Source organism: Allobosea sp. 47.2.35, assembly GCF_024655635.1.
GTDB lineage: Bacteria > Pseudomonadota > Alphaproteobacteria > Rhizobiales > Beijerinckiaceae > Allobosea.
This window is the reverse complement of the sequence record NZ_JANLGI010000037.1, coordinates 1-25,236: the sequence shown is the minus strand read 5'-3', so window position 1 is coordinate 25,236 and position 25,236 is coordinate 1. Positions and strand designations below refer to the sequence as shown.

The following is a 25,236-nucleotide window of genomic DNA, read 5'->3' as shown; positions in this document are numbered from 1 at the left end:
GAGCCGTTGCGTTTGTTGTCGTTTGGGCTGCCGGGGCGATATTGTTTTCTTTTTTTTGGGTGTGGGTGTGGGGGTGATGCTCGCCCTTGGGGCGAGCATCCACGTCTTGAACGCTACCTTCACTGAAGGAAGACGTGGATGGTCGGGACAAGCCCGACCATGACGGAGAGCGCCGTGTCCATGGGTTCCGGGTTCGCGCCTTCGGCCCCCGAACGACCGCGCTTTTGCTCATCGCGTGAGCTGTTGCTGCCTTCCCGCTCGACAAGCGACCGCCAGTATCAGCCGCGACAGGTCGCCTCAGCCGAAGGGCGTACGACCCCGGCCCTCCCGAATTCTCGCCGTCTTTCCAATGGAATGCCTCATTTATTAGAATTCGTCAAAATAAGAAGAACTCTAGAATTCTTATAAGGCATTGATATCAAAGGATTACTTCATTGACGCTCCGCGGAGGGCGCTCTATCGCTCGCCTGTCGCGCTGATCGCGCCCATCGACGGAGCAGAAGAATGACCGCAAAGACCTATCTCCACGCCTTGGCGCTGTCTTCCTGCCTGCTGGCTGCTCCTGCCTTCGCGCAGGACGTCAATCTCTACACCACCCGCGAGCCGGCCCTGCTCAATCCGGTGCTGGAAGCCTTCACCAAGGATACCGGTGTCAAGGTCAACGCCGTGTTCCTGAAGGACGGCCTGCAGGAGCGCATCCGCGCCGAGGGCGCCAACAGCCCGGCAGACGTCATGCTGATGGTCGATGTCGGCGAGATCAATGCCGCGGTCGAGGCCGGCATCACCCAGCCGATCAAGTCCGACCTCGTCGACAAGACCGTCCCGGCGCAGCTGCGCCCCGACAACAACTGGGTCACGCTGACCAAGCGCGCCCGCGTCGTGGTCGTCTCCAAGGATCGCATCAAGCAGGACGCGATCACCTATGAGGACCTCGCCGACCCCAAGTGGAAGGGCAAGTTCTGCATCCGCGCCGGCCAGCACCCCTACAACAACGCGCTGTTCGCGGCCTATCTCGCCCATCACGGCGCCGAGAAGACCGAGGCCTACCTGAAGGCGCTGCGCGCCAACGCAGCCCGCAAGCCCGGCGGCGGCGACCGCGACGTCGCCCGCGACATCCAGTCCGGCCTCTGCGACATCGCCATCATCAACACCTACTATATCGGCCTGATGAGCGAGGCGAAGAACGAGCAGAAGGGCTGGTTCGACGCGATCAAGCCGCTCAAGACCACCTTCGCCAATGCCGGCACGCATGTGAACGTCTCGGCCGCGGCGCTGGCCAAGAATGCCCCGAACAAGGCGAACGCGGTCAAGCTGGTCGAGTACATGCTCGGCGACAAGGCCCAGGCGCTCTACGCGAACGGCAATTTCGAGTTCCCGGTCAACACCGCCGTCGCCGACTCCGCCGCCGTCAAGCTGCTCGGTGCCGTCACGCCGGACAAGCTGCCGCTCTCGGAGGTCGCCAAGCAGCGCAAGGCCGCGGCGAACCTCGTCGACAAGGTCGGCTTCGACAATTGAGCCTGAGCCAACCGCTCAACCATCAGCGGCGGTCGCCATTCCCGTGGCGGCCGTCGAGCCGTTTTGTCTATGCCGCGATCGGCGGGGCCGCGCTCGTGCTGCTGCCGCTGCTCGCGCTGGTCGCGACCGCCGTCTCCTCCCGGCAAGCGGTCGAGATATGGCCGCATCTTGCCGCCAATGTCCTGCCGACGGCCCTCGTCCAGACCAGCATCCTGCTCGCCGGCGTCGGCGCGGCCTGCGCCGTCATCGGTGTCGGCACAGCCTGGCTGGTGACCCAGTATGATTTTCCGGGCCGGCGCTCTCTCGAATGGCTGCTGGTGCTGCCGCTGGCGCTGCCGACCTACCTAACAGCCTATATCTACGTCGAGTTCCTCGGCTTCCAGGGGCCGCTCCAGAGCGCATTGCGCGCAGCTACCGGCTGGCGTTCCCTGCGCGACTACTGGTTTCCCGATCCGCGCAACCTGCCGGGCGCGATCGCGATCATGGCGATCGTGCTCTACCCTTACGTCTATCTCAGCACGCGCGCGCTCTTCGGCGTGCAGGGCGCCAGCATCGTCGAGGCCGCGCGCAATCTCGGCGCCGCTCCCGGCCGGCTGTTCTGGCGCATCGGGCTGCCACTCGCGCGCCCGGCGCTGGCCGCCGGGCTCACCCTCGTTTTGCTGGAGACGCTGAACGATATCGGCGCCACCGAATATCTCGGCGTGAGATCGCTGACGCTCTCGATCTACACGACCTGGGTCAATCGCGGTTCGCTGCCGGGCGCGGCCCAGATCGCCTGCGTCATGCTGCTGCTCGTCTTTGCGCTGATCCTCATCGAGGTGAAGCTGCGCGGGCAGCGCCGCTTCGCCCTGCCCGTCCGGCAGCCGCGCCCGGTCACGCGCCGCCCGCTGCATGGGCGCGCCGCGGTGCTGGCTGCTCTCGCCTGCTCTCTTCCGGTGCTTTTCGGGGCCGCCCTGCCGATCGGTTATCTCGTCGTCGAGATCCTGCAGCGCGGCCTGCTGACGCAGTTCGACACCGCCCTGCTCAGGCTGTTGGGCAATGCACTGCTGCTGTCGGGACTGGCAGCGTTCCTCGTGGTCGGCCTCGGCCTCGGCATTGCCACGGCGGCCCGCTCCGGCCGCGAGACCTGGCTGAAGCCCCTCGCCCGTATCGCCAGCCTGGGCTATGCGGTGCCCGGCACGGTGCTGGCGCTCGGCCTGCTGATCCCGATCGCCGCCTTCGACAATCTGCTGGCGAATGCCGCATCCGCCCTGTTCGGGCTCAAGCCCGGCCTGATCCTGATCGGCTCGGGTGCTGCGCTTGTCATCGCCTATACCGTGCGTTTCCTCGCGATCGGAGTTTCAGGCGTCGAGAGCGGCCTGTCGCGCGTCTCGCCACGCATCGACGATGCGGCGCGCGCGCTCGGAGCCGGCGGCACGGAGGTGACGCGCCGCATCCACTGGCCGCTCGCCCGCCCGGCCATTGCCGCTGCGGCGCTGCTGGTCTTCGTCGATTGCCTGAAGGAACTGCCCGCGACGCTGCTGCTGCGCCCGCTCAATCTCGATACGCTCGCGACCGTGGTCTACGGCCATGCCTCGCGCGGCGTCTTCGAGGATGGGGCGCTGGCGGCACTGCTGATCATCCTGGCCGGGCTCTATCCGGCCTTCGTTCTGGCGAAAACCGGCGCAGATCGCACGGGATAGCCGGCTGCCCAGCCTCGACAAGCCCCCGAGATCAGCCTAAACCCTCTGCCGCCAGGGGGCTGGCTGACTTTCGGCCGGTGCCGATTCGGAAGTCCATGACCAGACGCGCTGCGATTATCGCCTTCAGCCTCGTCGTCGCCATCGGCCTGCTCGGTTTGCAGTCCTGGGACGTCGCGCTCGGGCGCGTCCAGCGCAGCGCGATCAAGGCGATCGAGGAGCGGACCGGCTTCGTCGTCAAGGCGATCGAGCGGGCCGAATTCGCCCTGCTGCCCCTGCCCCGCATCAGCCTGTCCCAGGTCGCCTTCACCCAGCGTGACGGCGCGCTCGCCGGCGAGGCCGTGCGGGTCAAGGCGCATCTGCGCCTTCTGCCGCTTCTGGGCGGGCGGATCAGCTTCGACCGGGTCGACCTCATCGCGCCGCGGATCGATGTCGCCGTTCCCGCCGGGAGCGACGGCGTCACCGAATGGCTTGCCTCTCCCCTGGCCGAACTCGAACGGCTGCAGAGCCAGAGCAAGATCGTCATCCGCTCGGGTTCGCTCTTCCTGCGGGCCAGCGGCGCTATCCAGAGCGTCGTGCGCGATCTCGACCTCGTCATCGACGAACGCGGCCTGAACGAACCGCTCAACCTGTCCGGCTCGCTGAACTGGCGCGGCGTTCCGACCGAGGTGAGCCTGCTCTGGCCGATGGTCGGCGGCAACGCCAAGGCGGCCCTGTCGGCGACCTCCTCCCTGCTGAAGCTGCGCTTCGAAGGCAGCCGCTCCGGACCCGGTGAGCCGGTGATCAGCGGCCCCCTCGTTCTCTCCACCCCCTCGCTGCCGAAGCTGCTCGGCTGGTTCGGCGAGGAATCGCGCCTGGGTTCGGCGCTCGGCGCGGTCGCCGTCTCGGCCGATATCCAGGTGAAGGCGCGAGAAGTCTCGTTCAACAGCGCCATCGTCAATCTCGACGGCGAACGCCTGGACGGCGCGATCAAGCTCGCGGAGACCGGCGGGCGCTTCGCGCTGTCCGGCACGCTTGCCGGCGCGACGCTCGATCTCGGACGCCTCATCGACCGCCTGCCGGTGCCGGCCGTCAACGTGGCGGACACCACCCCCTTCGATCTCGACGCCTGGACCGCCCGCGATATCGACCTGCGCATCTCGGTCGATGCCGCCCGCCTGAAGGGCGCCAAGCTCAGCGACGTCGCGACCTATCTTCTGGTCAAGAAGGGGCGCTTCGAGACCGGGTTGCTCCGCGCCGGCGCTTATGGCGGCAGCGTCAAGAGCCGCCTGCTCGCGATCGGTGCACCTGCTGGCGTGGACGTCAAGATTCAGGCAGGCCTCGACAAGGTGAACATCGGCCAGGCCGCGTCCGACCTGCCGCAACTCGCGCGCCTGAGCGGAACGGCAGGCTTGCAGCTGGCTCTCGACGGCGTCGGCCGCACCTTCGACGAGTTGCTGGGCTCGTTCACCGGACGCGTCAACCTCACGGCCCGGCAGGGCGAAATCGGCGGCGTCGCCTTCGCCGAACTGCTCCGCCGTGCCGAACGCAGCCCGGTCCAGGCGCTGCGCGACTGGCGACAGGGCAAGACGCCGTTCGAGACGATCTCGGTCCATGCCGGGATCGCCGGCGGCATCCTCGCCCTGACCGAAGCGCAGATGAACGGCCAGAACTACCGCTTCAACCTCGCCGGCAGCGCCTCGCTGCGCAGCCGCAGCCTCGACATGACCGCGCTGCTTGCCTCGCCGAACGGCGCCCTGAAGCTGCCCTTCGTGCTCAAGGGGCCAGTCGATGCGCCGGCCTTCGACCTCGAAACCGAGGCGTTCCTGAGCCCGGCCGGCGCGACGCTGCTCACGCGCTGACTTAAGCCTGGCTTTCGCGTTTCCCCAAAATCCGCTCTCATGCCGCCAGAGCTTGTTGCGGCAGCGGGAAGGATGCAGCGATGAAGATGTGGATCATGGGTGCTCTGGCGCTCGCAGGATGGATGACGGCAGGCATGGCCGAGGCGCAGGATCTGGCGGTCGAGAAGAAGGTCTTCGAGATCCCGAGCTTCACCACCCAGAGCGGGCGCACGCTGAAGAATGTCCGCGTCGGCTGGGAGAGCTACGGCACGCTCAACGCCGACAAATCCAACGCCATCCTGATCTGCCACTTTTTCTCGGGCAATTCGCACGCCGCCGGCAAATACGCGGCCAACGACCCGGCGCCGGGTTACTGGGACGCGATCATCGGCCCGGGCAAGGCGATCGACACCAACAAGTATTTCGTCCTGTCCTCGGACACGCTGGTGAACCTCAACACCGGCGATCCCAAGACCACCACCACCGGCCCCGCCTCGACCAATCCTGACACGGGCAAGCCCTATGGGCTCGACTTTCCGATCGTCACGGTCCGCGACTTCGTCGAGGTTCAGAAGGCGCTGGTCGAGAGCCTCGGCATCAGGAAGCTCGCGCTGGTCGCCGGCCCCTCGATGGGCTCGCTCCAGACCTTCGAATGGGCGGCGAGCCATCCCGAGATGGTCGCCAAGGCCATGCCGGTGATCGGCGCCGGCGAGGCCGATGCGATGCTGATCGCCTGGCTCGACGTCTGGGCCGCGCCCATCCTCGTCGATCCCAACTGGAACAATGGCGACTATTACGGCAAGGCGCCGCCGCTCGCCGGCCTCGCCAAGGCGCTGACGGCGGTGACGCTGCAGGCCAACCACCAGGACTGGGCCAACGCCACCTTCGGCCGCCGCCCGGCCAAGGAGGGCGACGATCCCGCCAAGGCGCTCGCCAACAAGTTCCAGGTCCAGAGCGTGCTCGACAATGCCGGCATGGCCCGCGCGAAAGTCTCAGACGCCAACCACTTCCTCTATCTCGTCAAGGCGAACCAGCTGTTCGCCGCGGGCGGCACGTCGCTTGCCGACGGCATGGCCAGGATCAAGGCGCCGATGCTGCTGATCACGCAGCCGAAGGACCTCGTCTTCACGCCCGACATGGTCGCGACGACGGTGAAGGCGGCGAAGGCCGCCGGGCGCGACATCACCCACGCCACCATCGACGGCACCCGCGGCCATCTCGATGGCGTGGTGTCGATGAAGCAGGCGGAAGGCGCGATCCGGGCGTTCCTGGAGAAGTAATTCGTCGCGCGGGTCGCCACGCGACATGCAGCGCGAAAGAGCCGGCCATGAAGCCGATATGGCCCGTCATCCTGTTGCTGAGCGCCCTGGCCATCCAGGGCGCTCACGCCGCCTGCACGGAGCCGCAGGCAGGCTCGGACCGGGCTCCCGCCCTCTCGCCGCCGCTGAGCCAGGTCGTGATCGGCTCCGGCCGCCTGCAGTTCCGTTCGGCACCGGACAGCGCCTGCCCGATGAAAGGCGTCTTCATCATCCCGAAGGACGAGGTCGTCGCCTATGCTCAGACGCGAGACGGCTGGTCGTCGGTGATGTATCTCAATCCCCGAACGGGCAACGACGTCAGCGGCTGGGTCAGGTCGGCGCGCTTGAAGACGATCGGGACGATGGGGCCGAGGCGCTGATTGCCGCGCGCGGCGCCACGAGGTCAGCAATGGGTCGATTGCGGACATTCGGTTTAGCGCTAGGATGACGCATGCGCTTCCCCTCAGTGGCGATCGACGGCTGGCAATTGCTCAATGGCGAAGAGCACCATCAATGGGCTCCGGGAACGTTTCCAATCCCCACGCGGCCAGAGCGCGAAGGATTGCGGGCCGGCGATTTCGCAAAGCTGATGTTCGAAATTGCCGTTGGGGATCGCGTCGTTGTGGAGCGGATGTGGGTCCTGGTAGTCGCTCGAAATGAGGGCTCCTTTATCGGCGTTCTCGACAATGACCCCACCGAGATAGCTGAAAATGACGAGCTTTGGTCGGGAACCGAGCTTCCCTTTGCAGCCGCGAACGTCATTGCAATCATGGAACGTAGCGAAAGCAGTTTAGCTATGGCGAAGCTGCCGCCTAGACGGAGCTGGCGCTAACGGCAATTGAGCGTTCCGGCCCTCGTCCGCAACGGGCCGAAACCGCCCCTCATCCTCACCCTACCCCGCCTGCGCGGCAGCCTTGATCCCGTCGATCACGAACTGCACGGCGAGCGCCGCCAGGATCACCCCGAGCAGGCGCGTCAGCACGATATTGCCGGTGACGCCCAGAAGCTTCGCGATCGGCGTCGCCGTCAGGAACACGACGAGGCAGGACAGCACCACCAGCCCGCAGATTACCGCGAGCGTCGCCAGCAGCAGCGGGTCGCCATGCGCGCGGCCGGCGAGCAGGATCATCGCCGTCAAGGCGCCCGGCCCTGCCATCAGCGGGATCGCCAGCGGGAAGGCCGCGACGTTGCGGATGTGATCCTGCGTGATCGCAGTCTCGGCCGTCTGCTGCTTGCGCTCGGTGCGGCGCTCGAACACCATCTCGAAGGCGATCCAGAACAGCAGCAGCCCGCCCGCGATGCGGAAGGCCGGCAGCGAGACGCCGAGCGCCTTCAGCACGATGTCGCCCGCGACGGCGAAGAAGGCCATGATGCAGAAGGCGATGATCGAGGCGCGGATCGCGACCTGCCTGCGCTCGCCCTCCGACATCCCGCGCGTCAGCGACAGGAAGATCGGCGCGAGGCCCGGCGGGTCGAGCGTCACCAGCATGGTGACGAGCGCGGCGGTGGCGAATTCGATGAACATGGCGCCACATCAGCATGCCCAAGGCCCGCCGTCACGCGCCAAGAAAGGCCGGAATATGGCGGTGTGCCGGAACGCATCCGAAAATTGCTCATAACATGCTGAATTCATTGACAGAATTTTTGCTTGGACAGCGCCCGCTTTCGCTGGCTTCTCCCGCCGGAATCGGATAGCCAGAAGGCTGAAAAACCAGCAGGAATCGGGACATTTCCCCTTGAGCGACGATACCGACGACAAGCGCGACGGAGCCCCGGATCTCGGCGGCGACATCAAGCCGATCGCGATCACCGACGAGATGAAGAAGAGCTATCTCGATTACGCCATGAGCGTGATCGTGAGCCGCGCTCTGCCCGATGTCCGCGACGGCCTGAAGCCGGTCCACCGCCGCATCTTGTTCTCGATGCACGAGAACAAGAACCTGCCCGAGCGACCCTATACCAAATGCGCCCGTATCGTCGGCGACACTATGGGTAAGTACCATCCGCACGGCAATCTCGCGGTCTATGACGCGCTGGTGCGCATGGCGCAGGATTTCTCGCTGCGCCTGCCGCTGATCGACGGCCAGGGCAACTTCGGCTCGATGGACGGCGATTCACCTGCCGCCGACCGTTACACCGAGGCGCGCCTCGACAAGGCGGCGATCCCGCTGCTCGAGGATCTCGACCTCGACACGGTCGATTTCCAGCCGAACTACGACGGCAAGGAGCATGAGCCGACGGTCCTGCCGGCGCGCTATCCCAACCTGCTCGTCAACGGCGCCGGCGGCATCGCGGTCGGCATGGCGACCAACATCCCGCCGCATAATCTCGGCGAGGTCATCGACGCCTGCGTCGCCTATATCGACGATCCCGAGATCTCGATCGACGACCTGATCGAGATCGTCCCCGGTCCGGACTTCCCGACTGGCGCCTCGATCATGGGCCGCAGCGGCATCCATTCCGCCTATCACACCGGCCGCGGCTCGATCGTGATGCGTTCGAAGACGCATATCGAGGAGATGCGCAAGGAGCGCGAGGCGATCGTCGTCACCGAGATTCCCTATCAGGTGAACAAGGCGACGATGGTCGAGAAGATCGCCGATCTCGTGCGCGAGAAGCGTATCGAGGGCATCTCCGACCTGCGCGACGAATCCAGCCGCGAGGGCGTGCGCGTCGTCATCGAGATCAAGCGCGACGCCGTCGCCGATGTCGTGCTGAACCAGCTCTACCGCTTCACGCCGCTGCAGACTTCCTTCGGCGCCAACATGGTCGCGCTGAACGGCGGCCGCCCGGAAGTCCTGAACCTCAAGGATTTCATCACCGCCTTCGTCGAGTTCCGCGAGCTCGTTGTCTCGCGGCGCACGCGCTATCTGCTTAACAAGGCCCGCGAGCGCGCTCATGTGCTCTGCGGCCTCGCCACGGCGGTCGCCAATATCGACGAGGTCATCCGCCTGATCCGCACGGCGCCGACGCCGGCCGCCGCGCATGAATCGCTGATGGCGCGCGATTGGCCGGCCGACGACATCGCGCCGCTGATCGCGCTGGTCGATGACCCGCGCCACCCGATGAACCCGGACGGCACCTACCGGCTCTCGGATGCGCAAGCCAAGGCGATCCTCGAACTGCGCCTGTCGCGCCTCACCGCTCTCGGCCGCGACGAGATCGGCGACGAGCTGGAGAAGCTCGCCAAGGAGATCGCGGATTATCTCGACATCCTGCGCTCGCGCGCCCGCATCCAGTCGATCGTCAAGGCCGAGCTCGCCGAGGTGAAGGCCGCCTTCGCCACACCGCGCCGCACCGAGATCCAGGATTGGGGTTCCGATCTCGACGACGAGGACCTGATCGCCCGCGAGGACATGGTCGTCACCGTCAGCCATGGCGGCTACATCAAGCGCGTGCCGCTCTCGACCTACCGGGCGCAGCGCCGCGGCGGCAAGGGCCGCTCCGGCATGGCGACCAAGGACGAGGATTTCGTCGCCCGCCTCTTCGTCGCCTCGACGCATACGCCGGTGCTGTTCTTCTCCTCGGAGGGCCAGGTCTACAAGGAGAAGGTCTGGCGGCTGCCGCTCTCGGCGCCGAACGCGCGCGGCAAGGCTCTTGTCAACATGCTGCCGATCGAGGCCGGTGAGCGCATCACCACGATCATGCCGCTGCCGGAGGACGAGGGGAGCTGGGAGACGCTCGACGTGATGTTCGCCACCGCCTCGGGCGGAGTGCGCCGCAACAAGCTCTCCGACTTCGTCAACGTCAACCGCGCCGGCAAGATTGCGATGAAGCTCGACGAGGGCGACCACATCGTCGACGTGCAGATCTGCACCGAGAACGACGACGTGCTGCTGACCACGGCAGACGGCCAGTGCATCCGCTTCGCGGTGCCGGAAGTGCGCGTCTTCAAGGGCCGCGATTCGACCGGCGTGCGCGGCATCAACCTGGCCAAGGGCGACGAGGTGATCTCGCTCGCTATCCTGCATCATCTGGACGCCACGCCGGACGAGCGCGCCGCCTATCTCAAGCGCGCCGCGGCCGCCCGCAGGGCGCTGACCGGCGAGGCCGAGGACGGCGCTGAAGCCGCGGCGCCGGTCGAGGCCGACGCCGAGGAGAGCGCCGGCGACATCGAGCTTGGTCAGGAGAAGTACGCTGCGATGGGCGCGGCCGAGCAGTTCATCCTGACGGTCTCGGAGCGCGGCTACGGCAAGCGCACCTCGTCCTTCGAGTACCGGGTCACCGGGCGCGGCGGCAAGGGCATCGTCGCCATGGTCGTCAACGACCGCAACGGCAAGCTCGTCGCCTCCTTCCCGGCGCTGGAGAGCGACCAGCTCATGCTCGTCACCGATGGCGGCCAGCTCATCCGCGTGCCGGTCGATGCCGGCCCGAACAACCGTATCCGCATCGCCGGGCGCTCGACCCAGGGCGTGACCGTCTTCAACACCGACAAGGACGAGAAGGTCGTCTCGGTCGAGTGCATCAACGATGATGGCGAAGGTGGCGAGAACGGCGAGGCGGGCGACGATGCCCCCGGCGCCGAGTCGACGGAAGGCTGATCAGTCAGCCTCTTGTGGCCATGGCTTCAGACATTGCCTGAAGCCATGGTCGGGAGGCTCATGTGAAGTGGCATGAGCGCGCGTCATTCTCGGGCAGCGCGAAGCGCAGACCCGAGAATCTCTCGCCGGAAATGGCACCTCTCCGTCACGAGATGCTCGGGTCGAGCCCGAGCATGACGAGGCGGCCGTCTGGTAGCCTTCGTTTGACTCAAAACCCGCCTCACGCTCCCCTCCGGTCATGAAGGCTCGTTCCGTGCCCGTCCGCACCCCCGCGATCACGCCGGAGATCATGCTGCGCGCCTATGCCGCCGGCATCTTCCCGATGGCGGAGAGCGCCGATGATCCCGGCCTGTTCTGGGTCGAGCCGGAGCTGCGCGGCATCATCCCGCTGGACGGCTTCCATCTCTCCTCACGATTAGCACGGACCGTGCGCTCGGATCGCTTCGAGGTCAGGGTCGACACGGCCTTCGACGCCGTCATCAGCGCCTGCGCCGAAGCGAAACCGGACCGGACCGAAACCTGGATCAACCGGCGTATCCGCGAGATATTCGGCGAACTCTTCGCGCTGGGCTATGTCCATACGGTCGAATGCTGGCGCGAGGGCCGGCTGGTGGGCGGGCTCTACGGGCTCGCTCTGGGTGGCGCCTTCTTCGGCGAGAGCATGTTCCACCGCGAAACCGACGCATCGAAAGTCGCGCTGGTGCATCTGGTGGCCCGGCTACGACGCGGCGGCTATCGGCTGCTCGATACGCAGTTCCAGACCGGCCATCTCGCCCAGTTCGGCACGCTCGAGATTCCGCGTGACGCCTATCGCCGGCTGCTCGAAGACGCGCTGCAGCACCAGGGCGACTGGCACGCCTGGCCCGTCGCGGCGCCGATCAGCGGCCGGGACGTCCTCGCTCAGTCCTGAACAGAAACCGCCGCTGCGACGGCTTAGCCGCCGCCACCGGTCGGATCGCGCCCCTGGCCGGGATTGGTCGGGAAGAAGCGCTGGCTCGGCCGCTGCGGCTGCACCGGCACGCCACGCGGCGGCTCGACATCGATGCGCCCGCCCGGCGGCGGCAGGCCGGGCTGCTGCCCAAGCGGCGGCAGGTTGGGGTCGCGCGGCGCGTTGCGTGGCCGGCGCGGATCTTCGGCCGGCGGCGCCTCCGGCTCCTTGGGATCGACGACGAGCTCGGTCCCACCTTTGCAGTCGGTCAGCCAGGCGTCGTAGATCGCATGCTCGACGCCGTGCAGGCCGGGGCTCGCCGCATACATCCAGCCGGTGAAGATGCGCCGGTACTCGTTCTTGACCGTGACCTCGTCGACCTCGACGAAGGCGTCGGTCTGCGGCGCTTCGGTCGGCGGACGCGTCCAGCAAACGCGCGGTGTCAATTGCAGCGCGCCGAACTGCACGGTCTCGTCGATCGCCACCTCGAAGGAGATGATGCGGCCGGTGATCTTGTCGAGCCCGGCGAAGACGGCCGTCGGATTGCGGATGCGATCAGCGTGAGCCGGGCCTGTGGCTGCCAGCGTCACCAGCGCGCTCGAGGCGAGGCCTGCCAGGATCGGGAAACGAAAGAACGACGGCATGCGGGCGCGAATCTCTTCGACAGCGCGGAAGGACCGCGATGGCGCGCAGTAACACGGCAATCGCAGCGGAAAAAGGGCGCTCTGCTTCGTCAACAGCCCATGCGCTCTTCGATGGAAACGATCGCAGCCTCGATGCCCCGCTCGGCGCGGATCGCTTTGCCGAGTTCAGCAGCGCGCTTTCGCGTTTCCGGAACCTGCAATGCCCCTGCCGCAGCCGCCACGATAGCAGGCGTCAGCTGCCGCGGCAGCGCTTCCGGGCCGGCTCCCAAGGCCGCAATCCGGCCAGCCCAGAATGGCTGATCTCCGAAGAAGGGCCGGATAGCCATCGGCACCCCTGCCCGCAAGCTCGCTCCCGTTGTGCCCGCGCCGCCATGGTGCAGCGTCGCGGCGACATGCGGAAGCAGCTTGTCATGAGGCGCCGCATCGACCATGAGCATGTCCTCGCCCTGCTCCGGGAGATCGAGCGCCCCGCCACCCCGGACGAGAATGCCGCGCAGACCCGCCAGGCGCAGACCGGCGACGATGGCTTCAGCCAGTTCCCGCGGGCGATCGCCAGGCATGCTCCCGAATCCGACATAGACGGGAGGCGCTCCGGCAGCCAGAAACGCCGCAAGCGCAGGCGAGATATCGCTTTCGGGCTCGTCGAGAAACCAGTAGCCGCAGACGTGCACACGCTTGGTATCCCAATCGGGCGGAACCGGAAGCACGTGGCGGCTATAGGCATAGAGCACGCCGATCGAAGGGGGCGGGTAGCGGCTTCTCTGCCCCAGACGCTCCTGTCGCCATCGCGCCAGCATTCGTCCGAACAGGAGGCTCGGAGCAGCCGCCATCAGCCTGTGGCTAGGCCTGTTCAACAGGCTCGGCAGCCTGATCGGCAGAATGGGGCTGGGGAAAGCAGATGTGGGCGTAAAGCCCGGCAAGGGCGAGGCAAGTAGGCTTCGCGCGCCCAGTCTGGCGGCAATCGCCGGGCTCACGAGCGACTTGGGGTGATGCAGAATCAGATCAGGTCCGAATTCCCGCAGAGCCTCCCATTCGGCATCCATCAATCGGGTCATAGCCGGCCTGATCTTGCCGAGCAGGGCCAAGCCGGCGGAAAAGCCGCGACCGGCGGCAATTGCGGCCCTCCCGGAATCGGTATCGAGCAGGTCCAGCAACCTACCGGGCAGCGGGGCGAACGGAACGCTCAGGCGCGAGGCCTGATCGGAAAACTGTTCGGGCGCGGCCAGCTGGACGTCGTGGCCGCGCGCAGTCAGGCCGCGAGCAAGGGCGATATAGGGCTGAACGTCACCGCGCGTGCCGAATGTCTGGATGGCAATGCGCATGGGAACGCTCTGCCGGGAGCCTCAACGGCCGGGCGTCCAGGCCTCGTAGTCGCCGGTCGCGGCCGGACGCTCGCCTTCAGCCAGGGTCGATCCCTGCGGGCGATAGGCCAGAGCCGTGCCGGTCCAGTTCTGCTGATGCGGCTGCTGCCATTCGCGCGGCTGGTAGCTTTCCTCGGAAGGCGCGACATCGACGGTGTGATGCAGCCAGCCGTTCCAGCCGGGCGGCACCTTGGAGGCCTCGGCGTCGCCCTTGTAGATCACCCAGCGGCGCTGGAAGCCGAGCGCCTTGTCCTTCACCCCACCCTTGGTGCGGTAATAGACATTGCCGAACTCATCCTCGCCCACCCGCTCGCCATGGCGCCAAGTGTGGAAACGCGTGCCGATCGTCTGGCCGTTCCACCAGGTGAAGATCTGCAGCAGCCAGTCCTTCATCGTCTTTCAAGTCCGTGCGCGCGATGCAAAACAATCGGGCGACTTATGGCCCCGGCACCGGCTACTGTCCAGCCTGCGGCAGGCCGACCGTGCTGAAACTGCGCGATGTTTCACTGGCGTCGCAGCGCGTCAGGCTCATGACGGCGAGAACGTCGGGCTCGACGGCCCTGAGCTGGCGGGTCTGCTTGTCCCTGACCATGACATTGGTCGCGTTGACGAACCGGCCCGATGCGACCAGCGTCGCCAGAACCTCCATATCGCGCGGGTCCAGCTCGTATCGCGGTTTTTTGGGGTCAGGCGAACCGGCCATGAGTCGCGCGCTGGCACTCAGCTCCATGACGACATGCGCCGTCGATCCTGAAACCGTCGCCTTCGTGAAGGTCAACCCATTCACGGGCATCCCCGGGGCCGAAATGCCTGTCTTGTTGATGGTGATGCGCGGCGCCTCGCGGCACCCCATCTTGCGTGACGCCCATTCTCCCGCGAAGGCTGGAGCCAGTGGCTCGCGGTCGGTGCAGCCGGCGAGCGCCAGAGGGAGCAGGCAGAAGGCATAGCGATGCATGGGCAGTCCCGGGCGGATCACGCTCCGATCCGCATACCACCGCCAACCTAACGTCACTTTAAGCAGGTCGCTCAATCTGCGCGTGTCTTCAGCGGCTCGCCACGATTCGACCGCGATTCGAATAGGCCCGCGATGACGGCACTCGACGGGAAATCGCCTGAGATCAGCCACTTCCGGGCGGCTCTGAAAGCGACGCTCGCAGCAAGCCCTGGACCCGCCAGCTTCACCAATCGTCAACCATGAATAGTGGGGATTTTAAGGACTGCGCTTCCTCCGGCACTGTGGCAATCTTGCCGATGCGCATCCGATTCCCCGGTGATTTCCGAGGCTTAGCGGAGGCCTTGCAACTTATCCCCATAACCCACATATCCCTACCAGATGTCGTGTCCACAGGGATCACGGGGCACTATTCCTTGACGCCCGATGGGCATCTGCACTAGATTTTGACCATCGCATGACGGCCGGCGGCACCCCCTCTGGATGACTGCGAAACCCTAGTTTTCCAGTGTGTTCCGGGCCTGCCGCCGCATCCGCCATCAACAGCGGAAGCGAACGGATTTGCGCGGGCATTTTGGGCGCGTCCGGGACCATCGGCGGGGCGACACCGCGGAGATCCCAAAGCATCGGACCAAAAAAGTGGAAGCCACTTTTTGGATGAATCCGATGCTCCACTATGGAGTGGGATCATCGTAACCGCGTCCATAAGGACGCGCGATGATCCCGGGCATCAAACCGAGTTGGGCTGACATCAGGAGCCGGTGATCAACCGGCCGCGCGTGGCTTGCAAGGCGAGCCCGCGGCAGATCAAGGGACGAAGATCATGCGCATCGAGCGCCGCTATACCACCGCCGGACAGTCGCCCTATGCCGCGATCCCGTTCCGATCGGCCGTCAGCGAGATCAAGAACCCGGACGGCTCCGTCGTCTTCCGGCTGGAAGGCATCGAGGTTCCCGAGACCTGGTCGCAGGTCGCCAGCGACGTGCTCGCGCAGAAGTATTTCCGCAAGGCCGGCGTGCCGGCGCGCCTGAAGAAGTTCGAGGAGAACGACGTTCCATCCTTCCTCTGGCGCTCGGTCGCCGACGAGGCCGCTCTCGCCGAGCTGCCGGAAGGCGAGCGCTACGGCTCCGAGGTCTCCTCCAAGCAGGTTTTCGACCGCCTCGCCGGTTGCTGGACCTATTGGGGCTGGAAGGGCGGCTATTTCTCCTCGGAGGAGGATGCGGCCGCCTTCCATGACGAGTTGCGCTTCATGCTCGCGACCCAGCGCGTCGCGCCGAACTCGCCGCAATGGTTCAACACCGGCCTGCACTGGGCCTATGGCATCGACGGCCCCAGCCAGGGCCATTTCTACGTCGACTTCAAGACCGGCAAGCTGGTGAAGTCGAAGTCGAGCTACGAGCACCCGCAGCCGCATGCCTGCTTCATCCAGGGCGTGCAGGACGACCTCGTCAACGAGGGCGGCATCATGGATCTCTGGGTCCGTGAAGCGCGTCTGTTCAAATACGGCTCCGGCACCGGCTCGAACTTCTCGATGCTGCGCGGCGAAGGCGAAAAGCTCGCCGGCGGCGGCAAGTCCTCCGGCCTGATGTCCTTCCTGAAGATCGGCGACCGCGCCGCCGGCGCTATCAAGTCGGGCGGCACGACCCGCCGCGCCGCCAAGATGGTCGTGGTCGACGCCGACCATCCGGATATCGAGGCCTATATCGACTGGAAGGTGAAGGAGGAGCAGAAGGTCGCGGCCCTCGTGACCGGCTCCAAGACCGTCAAGAAGCACATGAAGGCCGTGCTCAAGGCCTGCGTGAATTGCGAGGGCGAAGGCGACAGCTGCTTCGATCCCGAGAAGAACCCGGCCCTCAAGCGCGAGGTCAAGCTCGCTCGCAAGGCGCTGGTGCCGGACAATTACATCAAGCGCGTCATCCAGTTCGCCAAGCAGGGCTACAAGGACATCTCCTTCGACACCTATGACACCGACTGGGATTCCGACGCCTATCTCACCGTCTCCGGCCAGAACTCGAACAACTCGGTCTCGCTGACGGACGATTTCCTGCGCGCCGTCGAGAACGACAACGACTGGAACCTGACCGGCCGCACCACCGGCAAGGTCGTCAAGACGCTGAAGGCCCGCGACCTCTGGGAGAAGATCGGCTACGCCGCCTGGGCCTCGGCCGATCCCGGCCTGCACTTCAACTCGACGATGAATGACTGGCACACCTGCCCGGCTTCCGGCCGGATCCGGGCGTCCAATCCGTGCTCCGAGTACATGTTCCTCGACGACACCGCCTGCAACCTGGCCTCGGCCAACCTGCTGCAGTTCTACGACACGCAAACCAAGTCCTTCGACGTCGCGGCCTATGAGCATCTCTGCCGGCTCTGGACCGTCGTGCTGGAAATCTCGGTGACGATGGCGCAGTTCCCCAGCCGCGAGATCGCCGAGCTCTCCTACGAATACCGCACGCTCGGCCTCGGCTATGCCAATATCGGCGGCCTGCTGATGACCATGGGCCTCGGCTACGATTCCGACGAGGGCCGTGCGCTCGCCGGTGCGCTCACCGCGATCATGACGGGCGTCGCCTATGCGACCTCGGCGGAGATGGCCGGCGAGCTCGGCCCCTTCCCAGGCTACAAGAAGAACGCCAGCCACATGCTGCGCGTCATCCGCAACCACCGCGCCGCCGCACACGGCCTCGCCGACGGCTATGAGGGCCTGAGCGTCACCCCGGTGCCGCTCGACCATGCGACGCTGGCCCGTCTCGGCGGCTCGGCCGTCACCATGGCGGAGCGTTCGCGCATCGTCTGGGACGAGGCTCTCGAGCAGGGCAAGCGCTACGGCTACCGCAACGCCCAGGCGACCGTGATCGCGCCGACCGGCACGATCGGCCTCGTCATGGATTGCGACACCACCGGCATCGAGCCCGACTTCGCCTTGGTGAAGTTCAAGAAGCTCGCCGGCGGCGGCTACTTCAAGATCATCAACCGCGCCGTGCCGGATGCGCTGCGCGCCCTCGGCTACCGCGAGGCGGACATCGCCGAGATCGAGGCCTATGCCGTCGGCCATGGCTCGATGAAGCAGGCGCCGGGCGTCAACCCCTCGACGCTGCGGGCCAAGGGCTTCACCGACGAGAAGATCGAGGCGGTCGAGAAGGGGCTGAAGAGCGCCTTCGACATCAAGTTCGTCTTCAACAAATGGACGCTGGGCGAGGATTTCCTCACCGGCACGCTCAAGGTCCCGGCCGAGAAGCTGAACGATATGTCGTTCGAGCTCCTGCCCTTCCTCGGTTTCAGCAAGGTCGAGATCGAGGCGGCGAACGTCCATGTCTGCGGCGCGATGACCCTTGAAGGCGCCCCGCACCTGAAGACCGAGCACTACAACGTCTTCGATTGCGCCAACCCTTGCGGCCGCATCGGCAAGCGCTATCTCTCGGTCGAGAGCCATATCCGCATGATGGCAGCGGCGCAGCCCTTCATCTCGGGCGCGATCTCCAAGACCATCAACATGCCGAACGAGGCGACGGTCGAGGACTGCAAGAGCGCCTATATGCTCTCCTGGAAGCTGGCGCTGAAGGCGAACGCCCTCTACCGCGACGGCTCCAAGCTCTCGCAGCCGCTGAATTCGGCGCTGATCTCGGACGATGACGACGAGGCCGACGACGCCGTCGAGACGCTGGTCGCCCAGCCGATGGCGGCCCGCGCGACCCAGATTTCGGAGAAGATCGTCGAGCGCATCGTCGAGCGCATCGAGCGCAAGCGCGAGCGCGAGAAGATGCCGGATCGCCGCACCGGCTACATCCAGAAGGCCACGGTCGGCGGCCACAAGGTCTATGTCCATACCGGCGAGTATTCGGACGGGCGCCTCGGCGAGATCTTCATCGACATGCACAAGGAGGGCGCGGCCTTCCGGGCAATGATGAACAACTTCGCCATCGCGGTCTCGCTCGGCCTGCAATACGGCGTGCCGCTGGAGGAGTATGTCGAGGCCTTCACCTTCACCCGCTTCGAGCCCTCGGGCTTCGTCGCCGGCAACCAGTCGATCAAGAACGCGACCTCGATCCTCGACTACGTCTTCCGCGAGCTGGCGATCTCCTATCTCGGCCGCCACGACCTCGCCCATGTCGATCCCAGCGAGATCGGCCATGACGTGATGGGCAGCGGCGTCGATCAGGACAAGGCGCCGGATGCGGCTCCGGTCGTGACGACTCCCCTCGCCTCCACCGGCTTCCGCCGCGGCAAGCCGATCAACCTGCTCGCCATCCAGGGCGGCGGCGCGGCCAACGACGCGGTTGCCCGCACCGCGGCTCCGGCCATGGCGCTGGCGACGGCTGGTGCGACGGCGCTGAAGGAAGAGCAGGAGGCTTATGGCGAAGCGGAGATGGCCAAGCTCGGCTTCGCGGCGCCGGCCGCCCAGCCGACCCAGTCGGAGCGTCGGGCCGAGGCGATCATGAAGGGCTATGTCGGCGACAGCTGCGGCGAGTGCGGCAACTTCACGCTGGTCCGCAACGGCACCTGCCTGAAGTGCAACACCTGCGGAAGTACAACCGGCTGCTCATGATATGCCGACTTGTGAATGATGATGAAAATCGAGGCATAGTGTTTCCGCGATTGCAGGTTGAGTTCCGCAATTCGAATGGGCGCCCGACAATGTCGGGCGCCTTTCATTATTGGGTTCCGTCGGATCATTGTCCGGTGTGCGGCGGGCGGATTGATGGGATGCCCGACTCTGATCAGAGCGCCATTGAAATTGATGGCATGCGATCCCCGTTGATTTGATCATCCAGGACGCACGTTAGGGATGATCAATTGTGGCTCGAAAGCCTGTCATTCCAGGACAGAACTGGGTGCCTCCTCGAGAGGTATCGGCGCGCAATCCCGACAAGCAAACAGCTTCGCAGCCCCGCAAATTAAGTCAGACTGAAGAAGTCGAGCTGAAGCGCGAACTGAGCCGACTCCGCGATCGCTTGAGGGATATCCGAGCAGAGCCGAATACGGATCCAAACAAGCGCCGTCGACAAGTCCAGCACCTCACGCGTCGCATACACGAGACAGAAGTCTCGTTGGGAATTGCAAAGGGAGCACATCTACGCCGTTCCCAAGATCGTGCTCTGACGAACGGCTTGGGCGATGCGCCCTCAGAACCCCACGCAACATTTTCTACCCGAGGCCCGGGACCGCGGCCGCCGCCACGCCCGCAGCCTCCTCGCGGCAGATCGAAAGATAGCTGATGAATGATACTGAACCGGTAGTTGAGTCCTCAATCCGTGCCGACCAACTGAATTACAAATCCGGAATCTCGTACCGCGGCTGGAATCTCAGGTTCGATGCTCTTCGAAATGCGCACTACCATAAGGCTCGCCAACGACGCCTCGATACTTGGTCCAAGAGCGCCAACTTTCTTGTCGTCGTCCTCGGCACTACGGCCGCCGCGGACTTGGGCAGGAATATTTTTTCCAAGCAGTTTCCAACAATGGAAGCAGGCTCGACCGCAGTCACAATCGGCTTTGTCGTCGCTGTAATCGGCGCGCTGCAGCTCGTTTACGATTGGTCTGGTCGAGCAAGAACGCACGAATTTCTGCAGCGACGCTTCTATGAGGTGATCGCGAGGATCGAAGAAAGAAGACCAGAGAACGACGAGCAGCTTGCCGAGCTTGAGGCTGAGATGGTCAGGATCTATGCGGACGAGCCCGCGACACTCCGTGCTCTCGACGCTGTCGCTTACAACGAGGCTGTCGATGCTCTCGGTTCAATCAGTGGACGGAATGATCGCCTCGTCGTTACATGGCTGCAGCGCTTGTTCATGCACTGGTGCTCATTCTCTCAAACTCACTTCCCGACCGAGGGCGAAAGCAGGGGAGTTAAGCGCACTTATTCGCCTCACGCGAGAACGACGACAATTGCTGTTCTGCCGCGCGTGCGATGACAGCGTGAGCCAGGAAGGTTGCAAGGCATCGGGTGAACAGCCACTATAACATTCGGAAAGATTAATTGTGAGCAGGGTTCCAGATTAACCCCATTGAAGCAGACTATTCCACTCCCCGAGACTGCCGCTTTGCGACTTTTAAACTCGTAGGCGACGTAGAAGCAATCTGGCTATGATGCTGTCAAACAATTAGTGCAAGCAATCGGGCGTTGAAACCCACCTGATTGAGAAGGCAACAATGAACGCAATTAAACCCAGAAAGGCCGCGCATGTGACCGCATACTTCGCCATTCGCGAAGGCGGTACCATCGATGCGCTGAAGCTCGCGAAGCTCTTGTACCTCGCGGAGCGCGCTTACCTCGACGCTTACGAACTGCCCCTGACCGGCGACAGGCTTGTCGCTATGCCTCACGGCCCCGCGCTCTCCGAGACCCTAAACCATGTGAATGAATCACCGAATCCCGGTTGGCAGGCAGTCGTGAGCGAGCGATCGGGCAATACGGTCAGCGTTGTCCCTGGCGTGACGATGGAATCGCTCAAAAGGTTGTCGCCGGCCAATATCGAAGTGCTTGAAGAGGTTTGGCAGAAGTACGGCCACTTGAATGGCCTCACCCTACGCAATTTCACGCACGACAACTGCGCTGAATGGTCAGACCCTCGGGGATCCTCGCACGAGATTTCGTACGCTGACCTTTTTCGAGCTCTCGGTAAGGACGATATCGAGGAGCTGATTGAAGATATCCAGATCGCACAAGGGCTTCAATTAGCCCCCGCTCGATCCGGCAATCACAGAAGTCGTCATTGAGCTAACGAAGAAATTTCGACCCTGGGCGCTTGCCTCCTGATTCCTTCAGGCCCGCCGGGGGCGCGCAGCTGATAGGCGGCTACACCGTCTCACAAACCTCTTATATGTAGATCGAATCTCGCCTCCGCTGCTTTGTTCACCGCATCGGGAAGGATCGCCCCGATGCGAGTAGGCGCTAGCGGCCCGGGGGCTCCAACCGGGCAGGAATCAGTCTAGCCGGGCGATTGTTTCCCATTTTGCGCGCTTTTCCGTATCGGCAGCCTGAATGAGGCGCTGAGATATTGCGCTTCTTCCTGCACGAGCCCGCTATTTCAACTCATAGGATCGCTCGGCGCGAGCCGAGCCGATCGACACAGGTGTCGAATGAACACATTTAATGTCGAGAAAGCGGCTCAGATCACCGCATACTTCGCTCTGCGCGCAGGAGGCTCTATCGACGAGCTAAAAGTGCTCAAGCTCGTTTACATCGCAGAACGAGCCTACTTGGATGCGTATGAGCTCCCACTGACCGGTGACACGCTGATCGCCACCTCTCATGGCCCGGTCCTCGCCGAGACCCTCGATCACGTAAACGCCTCAATCCCACTCAATTTGGAATGGAAGCGGTACATCGGAGCTCGAGTTCACCATGCAGTACAGGCCGCCCTCGGCCTTTCCATCGACGCCCTTGACCACCTCTCGATCGCGGCCATCGAAGTCCTCGATGAGGTATGGGCCAAACACGGACATCTGGACGGCTTCGCTCTACGGGATTTGACCCACGACGAATTCGCGGAATGGTCTGATTCAAACGGTCCAGCGCGACAGATCAGCTACTCCGATCTGTTCCGCGCGCTTCACAAACCAAATGTTGAAACGCTCGTAGAAAGGCATCGAAGTCGCGAACGCGATCAAATCAGCTTCGACGGGATTCCGCACTCCTCATGACCATTCGTTCGCAGCCGGCCATTGACCCGCAAGCTGGGGTGGCCGATGAGCGACGGCAGGAGAAGATTGAGTATCAGCTATGCCGTTGGAGCTCACCAAGGAAACTCTAGAGCTAGCCTTTGACGATCTTGGTCAAATGGCCCGCGCCCGTGGGCTCATTGCTGAAATTGCGGTTTACGGCGGCGCGTGCCTTCTTCTGGCAACCGATATTCGCGAGGTCACCCGGGACGTCGATTCCGTCTTCATCGCGGAATCGGAATTCCTCTATGAGGCGGCGGATGCGATCGCTCGGAAGAGGAACCTTCCCGACGACTGGCTCAACCAGTCAGTCAAGCACCTGGTTACCTCGCCAGGCAGCCGTCAGCCTCGTTTGAATGTCTTCGGAGAATATCCGCGGGATGATGGCACACCGGGATTGCGGGTCTTTCTGCCAACGCCCGAGTACATTCTTGCGATGAAGTTGATAGCCTCCCGTCGCGAGGACCTTGATGGCGCACGTCGCGATCGCCACGACATCGCTCAACTGATGCATGTAACCGGCCTCCGAAACGGGGCTGCCCTTATGGAGCTGGTGAAAGGCTTCTTCCCTACCATCCCCGGTATCGACAACCGCGTTCTCGCAAAAATCGACGACGTCATTCAATACGCCAAGGAGCAGAGTCAGCATGTCAAACGCCGGCCGACCTGGAACGCTCGCAGAGGTCGTGAGCCGGGCGGCATCGGGTGAGCAGGCGCTCACGGTCGCGCTCCACGAATTCCTCGACGAATTTTATCTCGACAACGATCAAGCGAGTCGAGCACGTCGTATTGAGGGCGAACCAGCCCTTCTCGGACATTCCGAGACAGACGCCTATATTGGCGCTGTTGGCGAGCATTTGGCGCGCCGGTGGCGGCTGGGAGAGCCGCCCAGATGGACGGACCGAAAAGCACGGTTCTTGACTAAGCCCTGGTTTCCGCCCGGCACCGATCAGGAAAAATCATTCCTAATGGCCGAAAGCCCATTAGCATTCCGGAGAAGAATGCTCTTCGTCTCGGCCGAACCACTTCGCCGCGCGCGCATGCCCCGGGATGAGCGTTGGTATGCTCTCGAAGAGGCTCGCACCGGCCTAAACCTACGTCCCGGCGCTATCTCAGAGCAAGCCTAGCCCGCGACTCCCGATGATGTCTGCCTGCAACGGCGTACATTTGACCGACGTCCAAACCTCACCTTTTTTGCAGAACATGCCCCTCGTAGGGTATCCTCAGTTTCGGATTTTATGTGGAGAACAGGTATGAGCGCAGCTCTCAGGAAGGCTACCAAGATCATCAGAGACGCTAGCCGAGAAACCCTTTGGACAGGCGGCGGCAAGATCATCAACCCCGAGATTTTCACCGAGGCCGCAAGGAAGATCCTGGCATTGGGTCCTGTCGCGAATGACAAGCAGCGTAGGGTGGACCGCTAGTTCGACCAAAGCGCAGCTCGATGAGAAGGCCGCCCCTTCGACAGCGGGCGAAGCAGCATTATCAATCGGACTGCCATTTCGCTCGAAGGAAAAGGACTGGTTTGGTAAAGCCCCGGATGGCGGTTGGGCGGCCGATGGCTTCTGACCGCAGCCGGATGGGACCTTGCCGGGGTCTCCTAATCCCAATCCGTCCCGTGCCACATCGAATTAGCAATGCCCCCAATCTGCCGGATTTTGCCGAACTGAAGGTTGATCGCGGTACGACCTATGCAGTGCATATTCACCCGCGTGTTCAACATCGATGAACTTCTTTCCGCGCTGGACGAGCTCGGCGAAGCCGCCGTTGACGCCGGCGAACGCCTCGACGTCGCGGTTTTCGATGGCGCAGCACGGATCCTGGCGAGCAATTTCAGATTCTCGACTGAAGGTGCTGATATCGTTGAAATTGGAATCCCTCAGCCGGAATGGCTTGATGACGCGGTGTTACGAATTGCGCGGTCTCGAGACTGGTCGGCAGAATGGCTCAACGACGCCATCACCTTCCATCTGAGCAGTCTGGCCACCAAGCGTGATCATGAGATTTTTGGATCATTCCCCAGGGCATCGATTGGCGATGTCGGTCTCACCGTCAGCATTCCCGCAGCCGACTACATGCTGGCGCTCAAGCTCAAGGCCATGCGGGTCAATGACCCAGCCAAAGGCGCGACTGAGATCAAGGATATTCGAGCCCTGCTTCAGGTGACCGGCATCAGCACCGTCGATGGCGCAATTCACTGTCTCGCAAAATTCTTCCCCAGATCCGCAGCGGCATCGGAGAAGCAGCGTTTCATGCTGCGGAATCCATTCCCCGCGCTTGCCTGCGGGAACAAGAGTCAAAAGAGCAATCGCAATGCGCCCCGAGACCCTTTACGAAGTAGCAGCCGAAGAGACCCTGGGCGGGACGACTTTGGGAGATAATCTCCTCCAGGAATTCCTGGACGAGTTTTACCTGTCCTCGTCCGCCCAAGACCGGAAACAGATGCTTGAGCAGGAGCCTCCGCTGCAGGCTTCGGCCCGACGCAACGCTCTCTACGGAGCGGCCGCAGAATACCTGTCCCGACAGTATAAGCTCGGACCAGGGCCAGCTTGGTGCTACGCGCCCGACCGGTTTCTCGATGAGCCGTGGCACACCTGTGATCGCCCTACTCCAGGTCTGATTGAGTTTCTGACCTTCTCGAGCCCAGCGGAATTTCGTCACCGCAATATCTTCACAGAGGCCCGCCCATTGCGTCGAGCCACCTCACCAAATCGGTGATTTGGCCATTGCCATCGGCGGCAGGCCTAATTCTGAGGACGCCTTCTTGCCGCGCCTATGGATCTTATCTGATCTTCACTTCGAAACGATTCCCTACCCGGAGGCGTTCGACCCGGCCC

Annotated in this window: 20 protein-coding genes; 15 read left to right on the top strand and 5 right to left on the bottom strand. The window is 64.0% G+C overall.

Annotation, left to right across the window (positions count from 1 at the left end):
* Positions 1-504 precede the first annotated feature (504 nt).
* From NUV79_RS24365 to NUV79_RS24340, 6 genes are all read left to right on the top strand, one after another.
* The gene (locus tag NUV79_RS24365; protein WP_257735662.1) at positions 505-1,515 is read left to right on the top strand and encodes an extracellular solute-binding protein; all 1,011 of its coding nucleotides are present in this window, start codon (positions 505-507) and stop codon (positions 1,513-1,515) included.
* The gene (locus NUV79_RS24360; RefSeq protein ID WP_257735661.1) at positions 1,512-3,197 is read left to right on the top strand and encodes an ABC transporter permease; all 1,686 of its coding nucleotides are present in this window, start codon (positions 1,512-1,514) and stop codon (positions 3,195-3,197) included. Before NUV79_RS24365 ends, NUV79_RS24360 begins: the two co-directional genes overlap by 4 nt.
* A 95-nt stretch (positions 3,198-3,292) precedes the next feature.
* Complete coding sequence (locus NUV79_RS24355) at positions 3,293-5,035, top strand: AsmA family protein (RefSeq protein ID WP_257735660.1); 1,743 nt, start codon at positions 3,293-3,295, stop codon at positions 5,033-5,035.
* An 80-nt stretch (positions 5,036-5,115) separates the two neighbouring features.
* Positions 5,116-6,294: an E22 family MetX-like putative esterase gene (locus NUV79_RS24350; RefSeq protein ID WP_257735659.1), complete on the top strand. Its 1,179-nt coding sequence runs from the start codon at positions 5,116-5,118 to the stop codon at positions 6,292-6,294.
* 47 nt (positions 6,295-6,341) lie between these two features.
* Positions 6,342-6,692: a hypothetical protein gene (locus NUV79_RS24345; RefSeq protein ID WP_257735658.1), complete on the top strand. Its 351-nt coding sequence runs from the start codon at positions 6,342-6,344 to the stop codon at positions 6,690-6,692.
* Positions 6,693-6,763: 71 nt separating this feature from the next.
* On the top strand, positions 6,764-7,144 hold the full coding sequence (locus NUV79_RS24340) for a hypothetical protein (protein WP_257735657.1): 381 nt from the start codon (positions 6,764-6,766) through the stop codon (positions 7,142-7,144).
* A 60-nt stretch (positions 7,145-7,204) separates the two neighbouring features.
* On the opposite strand, the gene NUV79_RS24335 is transcribed toward NUV79_RS24340, so the two are convergent.
* Positions 7,205-7,837 carry a MarC family protein gene (locus NUV79_RS24335; RefSeq protein ID WP_257735656.1) on the bottom strand — a complete coding sequence of 211 codons (633 nt, stop codon included), beginning with the start codon at positions 7,835-7,837 and terminating at the stop codon, positions 7,205-7,207.
* Between the two features lie 211 nt (positions 7,838-8,048).
* On the opposite strand from NUV79_RS24335, the gene gyrA reads away from it, so the two are divergent.
* On the top strand, positions 8,049-10,853 hold the full coding sequence (gene gyrA / locus NUV79_RS24330) for a DNA gyrase subunit A (RefSeq protein WP_257735655.1): 2,805 nt from the start codon (positions 8,049-8,051) through the stop codon (positions 10,851-10,853).
* 289 nt (positions 10,854-11,142) lie between these two features.
* Positions 11,143-11,763: a leucyl/phenylalanyl-tRNA--protein transferase gene (aat, locus tag NUV79_RS24325; protein WP_257735663.1), complete on the top strand. Its 621-nt coding sequence runs from the start codon at positions 11,143-11,145 to the stop codon at positions 11,761-11,763.
* Between the two features lie 23 nt (positions 11,764-11,786).
* Here aat and NUV79_RS24320 read toward each other — a convergent pair whose 3' ends face one another.
* The 4 genes from NUV79_RS24320 to NUV79_RS24305 form a co-directional block, all read right to left on the bottom strand.
* Positions 11,787-12,425 (bottom strand): DUF2155 domain-containing protein, encoded by a 639-nt coding sequence (locus NUV79_RS24320; protein ID WP_257735654.1) that lies wholly within the window; start codon positions 12,423-12,425, stop codon positions 11,787-11,789.
* 89 nt (positions 12,426-12,514) lie between these two features.
* Positions 12,515-13,747 (bottom strand): glycosyltransferase, encoded by a 1,233-nt coding sequence (locus NUV79_RS24315; RefSeq protein WP_257735653.1) that lies wholly within the window; start codon positions 13,745-13,747, stop codon positions 12,515-12,517.
* 21 nt (positions 13,748-13,768) lie between these two features.
* A complete protein-coding gene (locus NUV79_RS24310; protein WP_257735652.1) occupies positions 13,769-14,179 on the bottom strand; it encodes an NADH:ubiquinone oxidoreductase subunit NDUFA12 in 411 nt (136 codons plus the stop codon).
* A gap of 61 nt (positions 14,180-14,240) precedes the next feature.
* Positions 14,241-14,741 carry a hypothetical protein gene (locus tag NUV79_RS24305; protein WP_257735651.1) on the bottom strand — a complete coding sequence of 167 codons (501 nt, stop codon included), beginning with the start codon at positions 14,739-14,741 and terminating at the stop codon, positions 14,241-14,243.
* An 820-nt stretch (positions 14,742-15,561) separates the two neighbouring features.
* On the opposite strand from NUV79_RS24305, the gene NUV79_RS24300 reads away from it, so the two are divergent.
* The 7 genes from NUV79_RS24300 (at position 15,562) to NUV79_RS24270 (ending at position 24,780) form a co-directional block, all read left to right on the top strand.
* Positions 15,562-19,284 (top strand): vitamin B12-dependent ribonucleotide reductase, encoded by a 3,723-nt coding sequence (locus NUV79_RS24300; RefSeq protein ID WP_257735650.1) that lies wholly within the window; start codon positions 15,562-15,564, stop codon positions 19,282-19,284.
* 669 nt (positions 19,285-19,953) lie between these two features.
* Positions 19,954-20,649, top strand: coding sequence for a hypothetical protein (locus NUV79_RS24295; protein ID WP_257735649.1), 696 nt, complete (start codon positions 19,954-19,956; stop codon positions 20,647-20,649).
* Between the two features lie 238 nt (positions 20,650-20,887).
* Positions 20,888-21,454, top strand: coding sequence for a Panacea domain-containing protein (locus NUV79_RS24290; protein WP_257735648.1), 567 nt, complete (start codon positions 20,888-20,890; stop codon positions 21,452-21,454).
* 363 nt (positions 21,455-21,817) lie between these two features.
* A complete protein-coding gene (locus NUV79_RS24285) occupies positions 21,818-22,381 on the top strand; it encodes a Panacea domain-containing protein (RefSeq protein WP_257735647.1) in 564 nt (187 codons plus the stop codon).
* A gap of 79 nt (positions 22,382-22,460) precedes the next feature.
* On the top strand, positions 22,461-23,108 hold the full coding sequence (locus tag NUV79_RS24280; protein WP_257735646.1) for a hypothetical protein: 648 nt from the start codon (positions 22,461-22,463) through the stop codon (positions 23,106-23,108).
* Positions 23,109-23,652: 544 nt separating this feature from the next.
* Positions 23,653-23,823, top strand: coding sequence for a hypothetical protein (locus NUV79_RS24275; protein WP_257735645.1), 171 nt, complete (start codon positions 23,653-23,655; stop codon positions 23,821-23,823).
* A gap of 288 nt (positions 23,824-24,111) precedes the next feature.
* The gene (locus tag NUV79_RS24270; protein WP_257735644.1) at positions 24,112-24,780 is read left to right on the top strand and encodes a hypothetical protein; all 669 of its coding nucleotides are present in this window, start codon (positions 24,112-24,114) and stop codon (positions 24,778-24,780) included.
* Positions 24,781-25,236 lie beyond the last annotated feature (456 nt).